We start from the raw sequence: 17,517 nt of genomic DNA on the forward strand, positions 1-17,517 counted from the left end.
GTTTTTTTTATTAAAATAATTTTTTATAAATATTATGCTTTAATTTAAATTTTTATTATATTTATGTTTTATTCTTTCTGTATTAATTTGATTTAGAGAAGTGTTAATTTATGTTTTATTTGGTTTTATTTGTCTAATTTATTATTTAAATAGTCAAGTAATATTCAGGTTAATTATCTTATCTCATCCGACCCCCTATTCAGGAGTTATATTTCTTTAAATTGCGGTTTATCGCTAGTTTGATTAATTGTTGTTATGGTTTTAAAAAATAGATGCAATCATATTAAATATATGTAAAGTTTAAGGTTGTTTTATTTATTAATAAATAATGAAAATTACAAATTAGCGCTAATGAGCGTTATTTAGCATTTTATTGCAGTTTATAAGCGAGTTCTTTCAGGAGAAATAAAGCTCAAAAGCAAGCTAAGAAAAACTGCAAATTATAATTACAAGAGGTAAGAGAAATGCAAAACACAATTAATTCACAATACAATGAAATGGTTGAATTTTTAAAAGAATTAGTGAACACAGAAAGCGGATCTTATGATAAAGAGGGCGTTGATGCTGTTGCTAATTTACTGATTCAACGTTATGAGCAATTAGGCTTTATTGTTGAGGTTTTTAATAATGAAAAACTGGGCAATAATTATCGCTTAGTTCATAAAGAAGCCAAAGATCCACAGATTTTCATAGCTGCTCATCTTGATACTGTTTTTCCTAAAGGAACAGTGGCAGAACGCCCATTTAGTATCGAAGATACTCGTGCTTATGGCCCTGGTGTTATTGATATGAAAGCCAGCCATGTTCTGACTTATTATGCTATCAATGCACTTATGCAATCAGGTAATAATGCTTATAAAAATGTTGAAATCTTCTTAAATTGTGATGAAGAAATTGGCTCAAAAACTTCTCGTGGTCTGATTGAACAGTATGCCAAAAATAAATCCTATGCCTTAGTGATGGAGCCAGCTCGTGCTAATGGAGCGATTGTGAGTGCGCGTCGAGGTGTGGGAACTTATGAGCTTTTAATTGAAGGTAAAGCATCTCACTCTGGTATTGCACCAGAAGCGGGAATTAGCGCTATTCAAGAGCTCTCTTATAAAATCCAAGCATTACACGCACTTTCTCGTCATGATGACGGCCTTTCTGTCAACGTAGGATTGATTTCTGGTGGTACATCCGTTAATACCGTCGCACCTAATGCGCGTGCTGAGATTGACGTTCGTATTTCAACCGATGAGCAAGGTGTTGAAATTGATAAACTTGTAAGAGAAATATGCAGCAAACCTGTATTAGAAGGAATTAAGCTTACACTTAATGGTGGTATTAATCGCCCTCCTATGGTTAAAACACCTGAAAGTAGTGCATTAATTGACATCATCAAAGAGCAAGCTCGTCTACTTGGTCTTGATATTGAAGATATTTCAACAGGTGGTGGCTCTGATGCTTCGTTTACAGCAGGGGTTGGCACACCTAGTGTAGATGGTTTAGGCCCTATTGGGGGATATCAACACAGCGATAAAGAATATATTGATTTGCCTTCATTAACCGAAAGAACGGTGCTATTTGCCAATATTTTAAAGCGCTTGTCTCAATAAGGTGAATGTATGGATAAGAATAAAAAAATAAAATGGGCTATGCCTGATGCTTTTATTATTATTTTTGGCATCGTTATCTTAGCCGCTATTGCAACTTATTTAATTCCTGCAGGCACTTATGAACGCGAAACAGTAAATGGACTAAATCGTGTTGTACCGGGTAGTTTTGGTTATGTTGACCAAAACCCTGCATCATTAATGGATGTTTTTTATGCCATTCCTGTGGGATTGAAGCAGTCAGCGAGTATTATTTTTCTGATCTTTATGATTGGTGGTGCGATTGCTATTTATGATAGAACGCGCGCTATTGATTCAGGGATCAATGCGTTAATTGTCAAAACAAAAGGTAATTATCAAGCACTGATTATTACCGTTGCATTTATATTTGGAATGCTTTCATCATTAGGATTGGCTGCAAATGCGGTTATTGCTTTTATTCCAATAGGAATAGCCCTTTCGCGTTCGATGAAATTAGATGCCATAACGGGAGTTGCTGTTGTTTACCTAGGATATTATGCAGGAAATGCAGTCGGTGTTTTAGATCCTACTATTTTAGGTACAGCACAAACTTTAGCTGAAGTGCCTTTATTTTCAGGTGTGATTTTTAGAATTGTATTATTCTCAGTTCTGATTGTGGTCACTATTGCTTATATTGTTTGGTATGCAAGACGTATCGCGAATAATCCAGCTAAAAGTTATATGTATGGACTAGCAACAGATGATCCTGATTATGATGCTAACAAAGATCAAACCGTGGACGGTACTTTCTCTTTAATACAGAAATTGAGTCTTGTGGTCTTTATTGCATTTATTGGATTGTTTTTATACGGTGCATTTGAGTATAAATGGGGAATTGAGCACTTATCTGCCATCTTTATTATGATGAGTGTTGTGGTTGCGGCGATGTTTAAAATTTCCCCTAATGACTATATAAAAACCTTTATGAAAGGCGCTCAGTCCTTAGTTTATGGTGCATTGGTCGTCGGTATTGCAAGAGCTGTGATTGTTATTTTAGATGAAGGTCGTGTATTGGATTCTATTGTTCAAGCCACACTCGTTCCATTACAGCAAACCTCTCATTTTTGGGGAGCACAGTTACTTTATTTATTTAATTTATTATTTAATTTATTGGTAACATCAGGAACCGGACAAGCTTCTATAGTGATGCCAATTATGGTACCTATCTTAGATATCTTGGATCTCACTCGCCAAACTGGTGTCTTGATCCTTAAATTAGGCGATGGATTTACTAACATAATTACACCAACATCTGGCGTATTAATGGCGGTATTGGCCGTAGGAAAAGTGCCTTGGACTCGTTGGGTTAAATTTGTTTTCCCTATCTTGATGGTTTGGACCGTGATTGGTATGGCGGCGATTGGTATCGCAACCGCTATTAGCTATGGCCCTGTCTGATTTATAAAATAAAATAGCCGCATATAATAAGCGGCTATTTTTTCAATTCTAATTAATTTGATGTTGAAACCCTAAAATAAGTTGTTCTAATCCAAAATCAAAACGATGGGCAAAATCATCAGCAAAAAGAATATCTCTTGCTTGCCAAGTTTGTGGAAATTTATCTTGAACTAACTGTTTAAATGCTTCTCTTTTATGGGTTATCTCTTCTTTTTCAATGAGCATGACAGATTGCTGTTCTATACAGCAACCTAAAATAAAGTAGAGTAAAGTCATTGTCATTTTGCTCGCTAATTCAGCAGATGCACCAGACTGCATAATGGCACTAATAAAAGTATTATTAATGCGTAAGACATTTTCAGAGATCACATAAGTACCCGCAAAGACCCTAGCACCATCTCTATGGCGTAAAAATGCATTTCTTAAATCATAAGCAAGCTGCTTACAATCTTTTTGCCAATGATGTTTCAATTCAAAATTGATCGCAACATCACTCACGATTCTGTCGGCGATACCTTCAATTAATGTCTGTTTATTATCGAAATGCCAATAAAGAGAGGCCGCTTTTATTTGTAAAGCATCCGCAAGTTTGCGCATGGTTAAACCTTCAATACCTTCTGATTCTAGTAATGAAATAGCAGTATCTAGGATTTTTAACCGATCAATTTTAGGGCTTTTCATAAATAATTCTCATTTCCTCTTTTCTATCTAACAATGTTAGTTTAACATATTTCCTAAGACTAACAATGTTAGATTGGTGGTTTGATTAAGTAAAAAAGTACTATTTAGGGGGATAAATGGAAAATAAACCATTAAAAAAAGAAAGAATAATGCAATTTATCATGAGTTATACGCCTTGGATTGCTGTTATTTTTGTCATCATTTTTATTGTTGTAGCGACATTAGATTGGGACAAATGGTGGAGTGATGCCCGTTATCAAACAACTGATAATGCCTATGTTAAAACAGATCCCACTATTTTAAAGTCTCGTGTAACTGGATTTATTTCTGAAATAAAAAAAGAAGATTATCAAATAGTTAAGCAGAATGAAGTGATAGCTAGTATTAATAATGATGAACAATTACTGAATAAAGAAGTGGCTATTGCAGAATTAAAAAAAGCACAATTACAATTTGATAATTTAAAAGAAGAGATAAAAGCTGTTGAGCTTAATATAGACATATTACGTAATCGTTATGAAGCTACAATGATTGATGTTGCGCAAGCAAAGCGCAATCCTTTATTACGAAAAGAGTTAATTAAGAGTGGTGCTATTACTCAACAAAATTATCTTGATGCACAATCTGATTTACAACGTCTAATCAAATTACAAGATGCATCTAAACATGAATGGGAACAAGCTCAGCAATCATTAGTATTATTGAAAGCACAAGAACAAATTCGTTTAACAGAAAAAAATATAGCTCAAACTCAGTATCAACAGACTGAAACGGAACTGACTTATACAACGATTAAAGCGCCTTTTGATGCACAGTTAAATAAAATAAAGGTCAATATAGGAAGTTTGGTCACATCGGGTACAGAAATTGTGACGCTAACACCTTTGGATCGTATCTATATTATTGCTAATTTAAAAGAAACGCAGATAAAAAGAGTGCTTCCAGATCAGCTTGTTACTATAAAAATAGATGCGTTTCCTAATGAAATATTCAAAGGAAAAGTTCGTTATATTGGCGCTCAAAGTAGTGGTGAATCAGCTCTTATTCCAGCAGATAATGCCAGTGGTAATTTTACTAAAGTCGTACAACGTATTCCTGTTTATATCACTTTCGATAATAACAATAAGTTATTAGCTAAATTGCGTGCAGGCATGTCCGTGCAAGTAAAAATAGACACAGAAAGTTTATCTATAAAGGCGATTGATGATGAGGCTTAAATGTTTATCTAGCGTACAAGAAAGTCGGCCTTTATATATTGTATTTTCTGTTTTTTTAGGGGCTATTTTATCTACGCTTTTTCTTCGTATGTTCTCGATTTCTTTAGCTGATATACGTGGCATATTTGGCTTAGATATTTTACAAGGTTCTTGGTTAAACGTCGTTATTAATGCAGCTCAGTTAATGAGTATGACATTAGTACCTTGGTTTATGGTTATCTATGGTGCGGAAAAAATACTTATTGGTTCAAGTGTATTACTTTTTTTCTGCTGTATTTTAGTTTCTTCTTTTGGCGAATTTATTGGGCTACCTTTTTTATTAATATTGCATTTTTTGATTGGTTTTTGCTTAGGTGTTTATTTGCCTATGACAATTTCTTTGGCATTAAGAAGCTTAAACCCTAGTGTTTGGTTAATCGTTATGGCGGCTTATAGTCTACGTGTTTCTGTTGGAATGGATGCAGGGGTAGCGATTTCAGGTTCTGTGATTGAAATTCTCAATTGGCGCTGGCTTTATTGGATTTCAATGCTATTTGCTCTAGCTATTATATTTTTTGCTTGGAGAGGAATGCCCATATCTTCTATCAATAAAGAATTACTGGCACAAAGCGATTGGGGAGGAATGACACTAAAATGCTTAGGTTTGATTTTGTTATATGTTGGTGTTGTGCAAGGTGAATTACTAGGATGGGGGGATTCAGGGCTCATTATTTCTTGTTTACTTGGTAGTAGTGTTTTAATGCTCATTTTTATTATTAGGGCATCAATTTATAGTAAAAGCTTTGGTTATTTAAATTGGTTTGCCAATCATAATTTAAGAATTTGTTTTGTTATTGCTTGTTTATATGGTTTTTTGATGTTGCCAAACTCTCTGTTTGTATCTTCATTTTTGAGCATTGTTGCGGGTTTAAAAGCACAACAAATAGGCGAAGTGACTAATATGGCTTTTATTATTTATCTCCTTTTTAGCCCTTTTGCCATTATGATTGCTCGTCGATTAGAGCCTAGATTAGTGATGATGATAGGGATCGCAATTATTGGGATTGCTTGTTTGATTGGGCATCAAATCACGTATCAGTGGCGAGCTGATGATTTCTTTTTATTAATCATGGCACAAGCTATTGGAGAGTGTATTTTATTAATTGGTTTGATTGCTTCATTTGTCACAAATATTAAACCGAGTGAGGCGCTACATCTCGGTGCTTATATTTCGATAGCGAGAGTATTAATGCCAGCCCTAGCTGGAGCTTTAATGAATACCTATTTGCGAATATCTTATGATACGCATCAAAATTCATTGAGAGGTTATATTCAAACAGGAGAACAGAAATTATCTGGGGATTTTCTAGTTAATATTCAGCATGTTAGCTCTTTGATAATAAGGGAGTCGCATGTGGCTTCTTTTATTGATGGATTTCAAATTATTATGTGGTTTGTTGTTTTAGGATTAATTTGTATGTTTTTTTTAAAGTCGTCTCCTATAAACCCTATTGTACCTACATTATTTACGATAAAAAAATAAAACTCTGCCTGGAATTTGATAACAGGCAGAGAAAAATAGCACTATCGGAGAGATATATCGCTATATAGTAAGAATAAAATTAAGTAGGAAAAGAACTAGTTGTAAGACTTAAATAGGGATTGGCTACCTGATTTATCAAAGGCGATAACCTGGTAAGGCTCTTTGTAATCACCTGCGTACATGCCTAAACTACCCGCCGGCATTCCAGCAACAGCAATGCCGGATTTAGATTTGTCGACTAAGTCAATATTTTTTAGGCTATCAACAGGGATATGTCCTACTAAATCTTTACCTTGATAAGTTGCAAAGTGGCAGCTTAATAAATTATTTGGGACACCTGCTTGTTGATATTTTTCCATTAATTGTGTTTCTGAAACAATATTTACTTTAACGTTAAAGCCAGCTTCTTTTACACCATCAGCCCATAAAGTACAGCATCCACAATTCTCTGTTTTATAAATCTCAACAGTCTTATGATCAGAAGCATGAGCTGTACTTGTAAACATAGAGATTGCAATGAGAGAAGGCAGTAATAATTTTTTCATTGTTCATTCCTTTCATTAAGTTGATAGGCGAAACAATAATCTTTCCCCCTACAGGAAGGTCAAATTAATTAGGGTATAAAGACGTAGAGTTTTGTAAAAAAATATATATAGAAAACAAAGGTATAAATAATACTTTGTTTATCCTATTTTGATATTTTTCGAGAATATGACTTAATATAAGAAGAAAAAAAGCCTGCATAGCAGGCTTAAAATGGAGAAAACAGGGTAAACGTAGAGTTGTTAGGAATGAGGGTATCTTATGAGTTAAATCACCTCTTGCGAAGAGTGACTGTGCTTTAACTGGTTATAACTATAAACCTAAACGTAACTTGAGGTTAAAGCGGATAAATTTGTATAAAGGATCCAATTTTATTGATTAAACTAAAACATAAAAAAGTAAAAATAAAAAAAGCTAATATATTTCAATATATTAGCTTTTTTAATAACCAAGTAATGCTTATTTTAAAGACAAATTATTTGATTGATAGTAATTACTTGATAATCGTAATTTGTTTTACGTCGATCTCAGTATTTGTCCACTCTTTATCAACTTTACCTTCAATTCTGACGGTATTCTCAGGTGTGACTGTTTGCCCGCGCCATCTTTTATTATCAATATCTACGTTGATACCACCGGTGCTATCTTCAAAAACATATAGCTCATCACCGATTTTCTTCGTAATTTTGCCTGTTAAGATAACCCAAGTGTCATCAGAAAGATCTTTTACTTTAGCAACCGTTGTTTCACTAATAGAAGGACCTTTAAATCCACCTTGTTCTGTGGGCGTTTGAATGGCGCTTTGAAAGCCCACTTCATGTGTTGTATTTGCTTGAGATGCAAAAGCCAAAGTACTACCGATTAATAATACCAATATTTTTTTCATAACAAGCTCACTTATAGGTTAATAATTCAACTAATTAATGTGTGATATTTTATTTCATTTCTATGTATAAAACCGCATTTTAAGGTAAATTTAAGTATTAATATATCAACTGATTGATATTACCCTTTAAATTATAGACCTTTATTTTTATTTATTCTTTTTGTTGATATAAGCATCTATCACTAAATACCTCTTTTCTTTAAGTTAAATCCACTAGTTATTTCCCCTTAGGATCGGTGTTGGCGGCTATTCAAACATATCCCCTTTGGGATCATTGTTTTTAGATGTATTACCTCTTATTATCCAGCGCTTTCAAATTTTTTTTAATTTTCCCCTATTATTTTTAGAGGTTTTAGGTTTTATGACTAACGAACGTATTGCCAATCCGGGTCCATTGGGTTTAATGGGTTTTGGTATGACAACGATTTTGTTGAACATACATAATGCCGGTTTTTTCCCCGTAGTTTCAGTTATTATGAGTATGGGGATCTTTTATGGTGGGATTGCTCAAGTTATTGCAGGAATTTTTGAGTTCAAAAAAGGCAATACTTTTGGTGCCACTGCATTTACCTCTTACGGCTTCTTTTGGGTAACCTTGGTAGGTATTTGGTTATTACCTGTGATGGGATTAAGCGAGCCAACAACACCTCTCTTTTTGGGTGTGTTTTTAGCATTATGGGGAATTTTTACCTTTTTCATGTTTATTGGTACGTTAAAAGCCAATAGCGCACTCCAGTTTGTCTTTTTAAGCCTGACAATTTTATTTGCTTTGCTAGCGATAGGAAATATCACAGGGAATGCGCTGATTTTAAAAATTGCTGGTTTTGAAGGTATTATTTGTGGTGCGAGTGCTTTTTATCTTGCAATAGCTGAAGTATTAAATGAAATGTATGGCAGAACAATACTGCCAATCGGCCACAAGTAACCGCTTTATAAAGAAGTGGCTATTTAGCCACTTCTACTACTCGACTTTTACGGCGTATTAATTTTCTTGCGCACCATGCATAGAGTAGCCCTGCAACGACACCTGAAATATGTGCTTCTGTTGATACACCTAATTGTCCTGGAATTAATCCGTAAGCCATTGAGCCATAATAGAATAAAACAAAGAGTGCAATGATAATATCGATAATTTTACGTCGAGTAAAAGCGTGAGCTATAAGTAAAGACCATAATCCAAAAATCCATCCACTTGCACCAACGTGAATAGCATTTCGTCCAAAAATCCAAACTAATAAACCACTTACGATAATAATAAATATACTGGAGAATATATATTCTCGTAGAGATTGTGTCATGGACAAAAAGCTAAGGATCAGAAGTGGGAGTAGATTACTAAATAGATGAGACCAAGATCCATGAATGAATGGGGCGATAAAAATACCAATTAAACCTTCACCGGTTCTTGGAATAATCCCCCATTGAAGAAGAGATATCGGTAATAGTGAGTTAATAAGTTGAAGTAAGATTAATAGGATAGTTAATCCACCAATAAAGGTGAGCCTTTTTTTAAACCAAACCTTATCCATAATGGTAGCCTTAATAGTGTGATGACGTTGATAATACGCGATAAATAGAAGAGCCTTTAATAAAAGAGAAAGGCTCTTTTTTATTTATCAATCTAATAAATTAAGGCAAGCAGCTCCACGAGCGCCACCTGCATCACCATGACGTGCTTTTTCTATTAATGGGATTTGTGTATTTCCGTACACACAGTGTGAGAGATATTCAGGTAATAGCTCATACAGTGCATTAAATTGTGATAATCCACCACCAATAACAATTAAATGAGGGTCAAGTACAGTAAGAATGTTGCTAAGGTAAATCGCAAGGACTTTCATATAGCGATCAACATGCTCTTGCGTCTTTTTATCGCCTGCATAATATTGCTCAACAATATCAACGGCTCTTTGTGGGGCATTATTGAAGGCTTTATACATACGTTCAAAACCACGGCCTGATAAATAGGTTTCAAAACAGGCTTTTTTACCACAACCACAAATAATTTTTGGCATTGTTTCACCAATCACGTTATCTGCATCCACATTCAGATTCATATGACCGATTTCACCTGCAATCCCATTCTTGCCAGATAATACTTTGCCATCAATAACAAAACCGCCACCGACTCCTGTTCCTAATATAAGACCTAATACAGAAGGGTAATGACGAAATTCAGGATCCCAAGCTTCCGACAAGGCAAAGCAATTCGCATCATTTTCAACTTTAACGGGTCTATTGAGTATATGTGCGAGATCGTGAACCATAGGCTTGTATTTAGCCGCTGGAACATTCGTGGTAAATACTGTTCCTTCTTTGGCATTCACAATACCAGGAATACCCACACCCACTTTCCCTTTATAACCTAGTTCGTTGTCGGCTTCTAACGTCAGTTCCTTAAAAACATTCAATAATGCTTGATAGTCATTTTTAGGTGTCGGAACACGTTTTTGCCATACTTGAGTCAGTTCTTTATCAAAAACGGCAAGTTCAATTTTTGTGCCGCCCATATCAAAACCATAATACATATCAGTCTCTTAATTATTCTGTAAATATTATTTATAATAACAACAAGGTTGTCGTTACGTGGCCATTTCTATTTCAGTCAATACTTAAGTTATCTCTACTGCTTATATACACTAGGTTAAAGAAGAACAGTGATTGGTGACAGTTGAGTTTTCTTTATCTATTGATGATTACCTTCAATCAAGGCACTACGTACTTCCATTAGAGCAAAGCCTAATAAATTTAATCCATTCCAAAGAAGTGGGTTGTTAATCTCGTTGTCTTGCTCACTTAATCCGACTCCCCATATTTTATCAACGGGGCTTGCTTCAACAAGCACACGATTGCCTGTTGAAATCAGAAATTGACCAAGTTCTTTATTTTGGGAAAACTTAGCAATATTGGCACGAATAACAATATCCATACGGTGTTGTTCCCAAATACCTTGGTCAAACCCCTTTACTTCTCTGCCTAATGCTTTTGCCGAGCCTGGATTAGATGTTGTAATAATTCTTTTTCTGACTTCTATATCATTAAATAGCTTTGCTTTTTCAGCCATCATATAGTGCTCAGCGCTGGCATAACGCACATCATCTAATATAAAAGGTGCTGGATACCATTGGCTAAAGCAACTTTTTGCGATGTCATTACCTTTACTTTTGTGCCCCCAAAAGTAGATGTACTTTATTTTCTTTCCGGCACGAAATTCTTTTTTTAATTGTTCTAAATCCATCTTTTTTCCCGTTATGTCGAATACTCGTCATTCACTTAATAAAGATAGCATAGAAGTAAATAAGGATAGAGTGCCTTTTTGCTATTCTGTGAGTAGGTGAAGCGATTCTGCTATTTAAAATAATATTCAATAAACTCATCTTAATTTGATTGGTTTTTACTGAATGATAAAAAAAATAGAACATAGATTGCTAGGATTAGTCTTAAAAAAATAGAGTTAAAACGTTTCTTTATTTATACCACTACACAAAAAGATAGTCTTAAAGCGATACTCTTTGCTTAGTATAAAGGTGTAGCTAATTAAGTATTTTTAATATAAAAAATTAAAACTATCGGTATAAATACTAATTATTGGTATTTATAACTATTTTGATTATTTTATTTTAATTAAATCAAACGATTAAGTTGTTTTTTGTGTTGATTATCATTGTTACATTTATTATTTGAACTAAATCACGCTTATTTATTTGTTAAGCTATATTAACAATATTATTTTATAGATAAAATATTACCTAAGTTAATTATCCTAAAAATTAGATTAATATTAGTGTTATTTACTATAAGGGAATAACAAAATCACTCATAGATCGATAATCTATTTTTGTATTTTATTTTGATATTTTTTTCTAAAACTTAACCAATATTGATGTGTTTTGTTTTTTTTTCAATAAAATAAAATGGTCGTAATATGATAAAAAACAATAAACACACTTTTTAGGTGTAAAAAAACAACCTGTTTTGATGATGATCAATACAAATAAATACGATTTTCTATTTTTAATTATTATTTTTTTAGTCTTTTTTTGAATGTAAAAAAGCGAGGTTATCAAAATTGATCTTGATGGGTTATTTTATTTTTAGAAGAAATAATATCAATGAATAATTATTTTAGAATTTTATTTTTATAAAATTTATACAAATTGTTATTAGTTAACTTAAGTTATTATCTGGTTTTTAAATCTGTTTTTTTAAGTAAAAAAACACTATTTTTATTACTGATGATAAATATTCTTACTAAGTAAAATTACTTATTTTTTATAAGGTGGAAATGAGTGGTTTATATACTTTTTGTGTTTTTTTGATGTTGTATTTTTTATTAAAATAATTATACAATTTAATTTAAATAATCATTGTTACTAATCTGATGATGCTTGTTTTTAATTAAATAGATAAATAATTATAAGATTGTTTTACCCTACATAGTTGATTTTCATTAATTGATGGTTTAACGAGAGTTCATATATAAATTTATAAAGATATATTTTTAACTTATTGTAAAAATTATCTATAAGGTTCTCTCTTCCTTATTTTGAATGAGCATCAAATTATTGAACAAGGTTTAGCGTACTGTTATTAAAGGGGCCACACTATGTATGATGATATTAGTAACCTAAAAGATAAGTTTCAGGAAGATACTTTTTCTTTTCAAGAGTTTACTTCCTCTACAACACAAGATGTTGATAATAAAATAGAACCCGTAGCTATAAATAAAGAAGATAATAATAAAATTAGTAAGTTAAGTAATGATACGTTTTCTGAAACTTCACTTGTAGTGAAAAACGAACCAAAACAGCCTGTTGCTTCATCGTCTATCCCTTCTTATCACCAAGATGCTTTCGTTGTTAAAGCAAAGAAAGATAATTTAATTAAGAGTAAGAAAAACGTGTTAGCAGACAATAAAATAGTTGATATCAAAGAAACTGATAGAGTTCATGCTCATGAAAAAATATCACTGAAAGATATATTGTCATTTATTGCCTCTGTCTAATCTAAATAAGTAAAACTCTTTGTGTAAATAAATAATATTGACTAGTGTCAATCTTTAGCCATTGTTATTTTATTTTTTAAGATGGGTTTATTTCTTTTCGATATTCATTAATGTCGATGGAGTGCCTTTGTCTTAAGAATAGATCTATGGCGATGACAAAGGTATGGGTTTATGAATAAAATATTAAAAACATTAATTACGGCTTTTCTATTGATAACCATGTTTTCACTCATTGTTATGCCAATGAGCGCCGAACAACAATATATATTTGGTATTATCAATATATTGCTGTTATTTTTTATCGGTTTTAAAAAATCAAAAAAACGCTTATTAACAATGGTTTTTATTTCATTGTTGATGTCAACACGTTATCTCTACTGGCGTGCAACAAATACTTTAAATTTTAATACAACTATTGAAGCTATTTTAGGCAGTGGTTTGTTTATGGCTGAGATTTATTCTTGGGTAATATTAGTTCTAGGATATTTCCAAACATCATGGCCATTAAATAGAAAAATAGCGCCTTTACCTAAAGATGTTTCTCAATGGCCTACGGTTGATATTTATATTCCAACATATAACGAAAGCTTGGATGTTGTACGTGATACTGTCCTTGCTGCACAAGCTATCGATTATCCACAAGATAAAATGAAAGTTTATATATTGGATGATGGTAGTCGTGAAGAATTTAAACAATTCGCTGGTGACGTTGGTGTAACTTACATTGAACGTGAAGTTCATGATCATGCTAAAGCAGGGAACTTAAATCACGCAATGGGATTAACAGAGGGTGAGTTAATCTGTGTTTTTGACTGTGACCATATTTCAACACGTATTTTCTTGCAAGCAACAGTAGGAAGCTTTCTTGAAGATCCAAAATTAGCACTTATCCAAACGCCACACTATTTCTACTCGCCAGACCCATTTGAACGGAACTTAAGTGCGGCGAAAGATGCACCACATGAAGGCGCACTTTTCTATGGTCCTGTTCAGCGTGGTAATGATAACTGGAATGCGACATTCTTCTGTGGTTCATGTGCTGTTATGCGCCGTAGTGCTCTTGAAGAAATCGGTGGTATTGCGGTTGAAACGGTAACTGAAGATGCACATACTGCGCTGAAATTACAACGTTTAGGTTGGAACTCTGCATTTATTGATATTCCTTTAGCTGCGGGTCTTGCAACTGAACGTTTAGCATTACATGTTAACCAACGTATTCGTTGGGCTAGAGGAATGACTCAGATATTCCGCGTTGATAACCCAATGTTGGGTCGAGGTTTAACATTTCCTCAGCGTTTATGTTATCTCAATGCCATGCTCCACTTTCAGTACGGTTTACCTCGCATCATTTTCTTGACTGCACCGTTACTGTTTATGTTATTTAACCTGAATATTATCGCTTCATCCGCAAGCATGATATTTGCCTATGCATTGCCACACTTAATTATGTCGGTTTACGTAAATTCAAAAAATATTGGTAAATACCGTTACTCTTTTTGGGGGGAAATTTATGAAACTGTCATGGCATTTAGTTTAGTACTACCGACCTTACTGAGTTTAGTTTCACCAAAATTAGGCAAATTTAACGTAACAGATAAAGGTGACTTGCTTGATAAAAGCTATATGGATTACCTCACTGTGCGTCCATTAATTATCACTGCACTTCTTTTGATCACAGGGATTTCATGGGTTGTTGTCCGTTACCTATTAAATGATTTCCAAGGTATTGATCCACTGGTTATTGTTTTAAACCTTGCTTGGGCCACTTACAGCTTATTTATCATTCTTGCTTCTATTGCGGTGGGTAAAGAGACGCGACAAATTCGTAAGCATACTCGAATCAATGCATCACTACCGATCACGTTACATTTTGATGATGGTGCTGAGTTAACAACGACCACGGAAGATATTTCAATGGGTGGCGTTCGCATTGCTGTGAATAAGATGTCTGAGCTTCGCCAACGCAATGTCACTTCCATCACTCTAAATGTGCAACGAGATGCCGTGACCGTTCCGGTTGATATGGTGAGCTTAGAAAACAATCAACTTCGTCTTGAATTCTTACCTATTGATTTAAACCTTCGTCGTAAATTGGTACGCATTGTCTTTGGTCGTGCTGATGCATGGATCCATCAAGCTGATTATAAAGATAAGCCATTTAAAGAATTGGCAGGTATTACACGTTGTATTTTTGAACTGTTCTTTGGTCGTCGCCAAAAAGTGAAAGCGCCAGCAACAAGAACGAAAGCAAAAGCCTCACTCTCTGTGCAATCTATTAGCGGGGATGACTAAGCATGAAAAAGAAATTGACATTAATGCTAAGCCTGACGGCGATAGCGATCGCTAGTATTAATCTTTCTCAAGCAGAGACCGGAATGTTAGCGCTAGAAGGGGCGTTTTTACCTGACCCGACTTCTTATACATATTCGCCAATGCAACAAAATGCGAATAACCCGATCCAACGTGAAGGTGGTGTATTGTCTGACGCGCGTAATATTGAAGAGCAATTAACATTGGCACAGATGGGCAGTCCATCACCTATCGTGTTATCAGGAAGAAAATTACTTTCTGGTGTCACTTTTAATATGGCGAACGATTTATTTATTGATAACGCCACATTAACGATGAAAGTGAAAGCTTCCCAAGGATTAATTCAATCTGATCAGACACTTCACTTAATGCTAAATGGTCAACCTCTGGGATTTCTACCTTTAGAAGAAGGTGGGCAAGAGCATGAATATGTTTTAGAAATTCCTGAAATGATGTTGACGAACGTGAATAACCTCAGTTTTCGCTTAGCCAGTCGTGATGCATTGGATGAAAATCAGTGTATGCCGCCATTGGCTGAAGAGTTAAGTCTAGTTATTTCACCAGATTCATCATTAGATTATCGAGGTCGCTGGATTAATGGCGGGTATAGTCTGGAACGATTGCCCCTACCGTTCTTTGATCCTGACAGAATGACAGCGACCTCGTTACCTATCATATTGTCAGATAAACCTGACCATGCAGAAGTAACAACCGCAGCTATTGCAGCATCATGGTTTGGCAGTTTTAGTCATGATATTAAACAAGTTGATTTACCCGTTTTAATGAATCAGTTACCTGAAAGTGATGGCATTTTGGTCGGCTATTCAGGGCAAACTATTGCGGGTATTAAACTGCCTTCAGGAAATAGCGGACAATTAACTCTTGTTGATAATCCAGTCGATCCTGTTTTTAAATTATTGCTGATCAGCGGTGATAATGAAAAATCTCTTCGCCAAGCTGTATGGGCGTTAAATAACGACAAATTACCTCAAAACGATCACTTAGTGGTGCCATCTCAAACAATTGCAATAAGTAAGGATTACGATGCGCCTCGTTGGTTAAATACCAATAAACCGGTAACATTAAATGAAATAGCCAATGGCAGTGATGACTTCTCTCGCCAAGGTATTAACCATGCACCGAATCAGTTTTCATTTCGTGTCTCACCCGATCTCTTTTGGTGGGATGGTGATGCGTTGCCTTTAGACTTGAAATATGTTTTTCCTCATTCGGATAAACTAAATAGTCGCCGTTCTTCATTAATTGTCTCTTTGAATAACCAATTCTTAGGTGCGTTATATCCAGCACGTTCAGAACCTTTAGGTATGCTAAGACAATGGCTAGGGATGGAGAGTGAAGAGCAAAACAGTACACTCTATTTAAATCCCCGCCAAATTTATAGTCAGAATCAATTACAGTTTTATTTTGATTTACGTGAACCTGATGATTCACCGTGTATTTTAACGGATGGCAGTGATTTGATTAGTCGAATTGATCCGCAATCAACGCTGCAATTTAAAAATACGTGGCACTACTCAAGAATGCCGAACTTGGCTTATTTTTCAGGGGCATCATTCCCATTTAGTCGCCGTGCGGATTTTTCACAAACCACACTACTATTACCTGAAAATCCAACAATAGAAGAGCTTTATACCTTAGTGAACTTAATGGCGAGATCGGGTTATGCCACAGGTACACCGGTTTCTCATGCTTCGGTTTTCTTAGGGGCTAAAGAACTTGAGAAAAATAACCTCTCACAACACGACATTTTAGCGATTGGTTCATTAAGTAGTGAGGGATTTCTGCCTGCTCGTTTTTCACAACAAACATTCTCATTTTTAAATAAAAATATCGAAATCAAACCACAATCATTGATTGATAAAGCAAAAGGTTGGATTGCGGGTGATTATTTATCTCAAAGTAGTGATGCTGCAAGTTACTTATCTTCAGTGAAAGATTGGCGTGGCATGATGAGTTTTATCTCACCTTGGGCAAGCGATAGAGTTGTTGTATTGGTGACAGCTAGAGGTAATGACTCGATAAAAACGATTATCAATGATTTAAATTTAGCCCAAATAAATGCGGCAATTAAAGGCGATATTACTCTTATTAGTGGTAAAGACACCGTAAAAAGTTTCCATTTAGGCGAACACTTTTCGCAAGGCGACTTACCTTTCTTACAACAATTCCTTTGGTATAGCTCTCGGCACGTATATTTGCTGGGTCTTTTAGCTGTTGGTTTTTGTGCGCTGACGGGCTTGGTGACTTATTACTGGTTACAACGTCGTTCAAGTCGTCGTTTACATCAGATATCACAGCATCGTTCAGATAAATAAGAG

General features: G+C 34.5%; 14 protein-coding genes. 8 read left to right on the forward strand and 6 right to left on the reverse strand.

Annotation, left to right across the window (positions count from 1 at the left end):
* The first annotated feature begins 464 nt into the window (after nucleotides 1-464).
* Together SB028_RS19265 and SB028_RS19270 are read left to right on the forward strand one after the other, a co-directional pair.
* Entirely contained in the window at nucleotides 465-1,598 is a 1,134-nt protein-coding gene (locus SB028_RS19265; RefSeq protein WP_069367397.1) for a M20 family metallopeptidase, read from the forward strand.
* A 9-nt stretch (nucleotides 1,599-1,607) separates the two neighbouring features.
* Nucleotides 1,608-3,014, forward strand: coding sequence for a YfcC family protein (locus SB028_RS19270; RefSeq protein ID WP_069367396.1), 1,407 nt, complete (start codon nucleotides 1,608-1,610; stop codon nucleotides 3,012-3,014).
* Between the two features lie 48 nt (nucleotides 3,015-3,062).
* Here SB028_RS19270 and SB028_RS19275 read toward each other — a convergent pair whose 3' ends face one another.
* Complete coding sequence (locus SB028_RS19275; protein WP_069367395.1) at nucleotides 3,063-3,695, reverse strand: TetR/AcrR family transcriptional regulator C-terminal domain-containing protein; 633 nt, start codon at nucleotides 3,693-3,695, stop codon at nucleotides 3,063-3,065.
* A gap of 116 nt (nucleotides 3,696-3,811) precedes the next feature.
* On the opposite strand from SB028_RS19275, the gene SB028_RS19280 reads away from it, so the two are divergent.
* Nucleotides 3,812-4,912, forward strand: coding sequence for an HlyD family secretion protein (locus SB028_RS19280; RefSeq protein ID WP_069367394.1), 1,101 nt, complete (start codon nucleotides 3,812-3,814; stop codon nucleotides 4,910-4,912).
* On the forward strand, nucleotides 4,902-6,434 hold the full coding sequence (locus SB028_RS19285; protein WP_069367393.1) for an MFS transporter: 1,533 nt from the start codon (nucleotides 4,902-4,904) through the stop codon (nucleotides 6,432-6,434). Before SB028_RS19280 ends, SB028_RS19285 begins: the two co-directional genes overlap by 11 nt.
* Before the next feature lie 95 nt (nucleotides 6,435-6,529).
* On the opposite strand, the gene SB028_RS19290 is transcribed toward SB028_RS19285, so the two are convergent.
* Both SB028_RS19290 and SB028_RS19295 read right to left on the reverse strand, forming a co-directional pair.
* Entirely contained in the window at nucleotides 6,530-6,979 is a 450-nt protein-coding gene (locus SB028_RS19290) for a DUF411 domain-containing protein (protein ID WP_248620840.1), read from the reverse strand.
* Nucleotides 6,980-7,470: 491 nt separating this feature from the next.
* The gene (locus SB028_RS19295) at nucleotides 7,471-7,878 is read right to left on the reverse strand and encodes a YgiW/YdeI family stress tolerance OB fold protein (protein WP_413242937.1); all 408 of its coding nucleotides are present in this window, start codon (nucleotides 7,876-7,878) and stop codon (nucleotides 7,471-7,473) included.
* Nucleotides 7,879-8,224: 346 nt separating this feature from the next.
* Between SB028_RS19295 and satP the strand changes: the two genes are divergently transcribed.
* On the forward strand, nucleotides 8,225-8,788 hold the full coding sequence (satP, locus tag SB028_RS19300; RefSeq protein WP_069367412.1) for an acetate uptake transporter: 564 nt from the start codon (nucleotides 8,225-8,227) through the stop codon (nucleotides 8,786-8,788).
* Nucleotides 8,789-8,807: 19 nt separating this feature from the next.
* Here the strand turns inward: satP and SB028_RS19305 are convergent, their stop codons facing one another.
* The 3 genes from SB028_RS19305 to SB028_RS19315 form a co-directional block, all read right to left on the reverse strand.
* Nucleotides 8,808-9,392 carry a rhomboid family intramembrane serine protease gene (locus SB028_RS19305; protein ID WP_069367391.1) on the reverse strand — a complete coding sequence of 195 codons (585 nt, stop codon included), beginning with the start codon at nucleotides 9,390-9,392 and terminating at the stop codon, nucleotides 8,808-8,810.
* A gap of 87 nt (nucleotides 9,393-9,479) precedes the next feature.
* Entirely contained in the window at nucleotides 9,480-10,391 is a 912-nt protein-coding gene (nagK, locus tag SB028_RS19310; RefSeq protein WP_069367390.1) for an N-acetylglucosamine kinase, read from the reverse strand.
* A 158-nt stretch (nucleotides 10,392-10,549) separates the two neighbouring features.
* On the reverse strand, nucleotides 10,550-11,101 hold the full coding sequence (locus SB028_RS19315) for an NADAR family protein (RefSeq protein ID WP_069367389.1): 552 nt from the start codon (nucleotides 11,099-11,101) through the stop codon (nucleotides 10,550-10,552).
* A gap of 1,368 nt (nucleotides 11,102-12,469) precedes the next feature.
* Here SB028_RS19315 and SB028_RS19320 point away from each other — a divergent pair.
* From SB028_RS19320 to bcsB, 3 genes are all read left to right on the forward strand, one after another.
* On the forward strand, nucleotides 12,470-12,868 hold the full coding sequence (locus tag SB028_RS19320; RefSeq protein WP_069367388.1) for a hypothetical protein: 399 nt from the start codon (nucleotides 12,470-12,472) through the stop codon (nucleotides 12,866-12,868).
* Nucleotides 12,869-13,039: 171 nt separating this feature from the next.
* Nucleotides 13,040-15,160, forward strand: a complete 2,121-nt coding sequence (gene bcsA, locus SB028_RS19325; RefSeq protein ID WP_069367387.1) for a UDP-forming cellulose synthase catalytic subunit — start codon at nucleotides 13,040-13,042, stop codon at nucleotides 15,158-15,160.
* Nucleotides 15,161-15,162: 2 nt separating this feature from the next.
* Entirely contained in the window at nucleotides 15,163-17,514 is a 2,352-nt protein-coding gene (bcsB, locus tag SB028_RS19330) for a cellulose biosynthesis cyclic di-GMP-binding regulatory protein BcsB (RefSeq protein ID WP_069367386.1), read from the forward strand.
* The last annotated feature ends 3 nt before the right edge of the window (nucleotides 17,515-17,517 follow it).

Origin of the sequence: Proteus vulgaris (genome assembly GCF_033708015.1) — a bacterium.
GTDB lineage: Bacteria > Pseudomonadota > Gammaproteobacteria > Enterobacterales > Enterobacteriaceae > Proteus.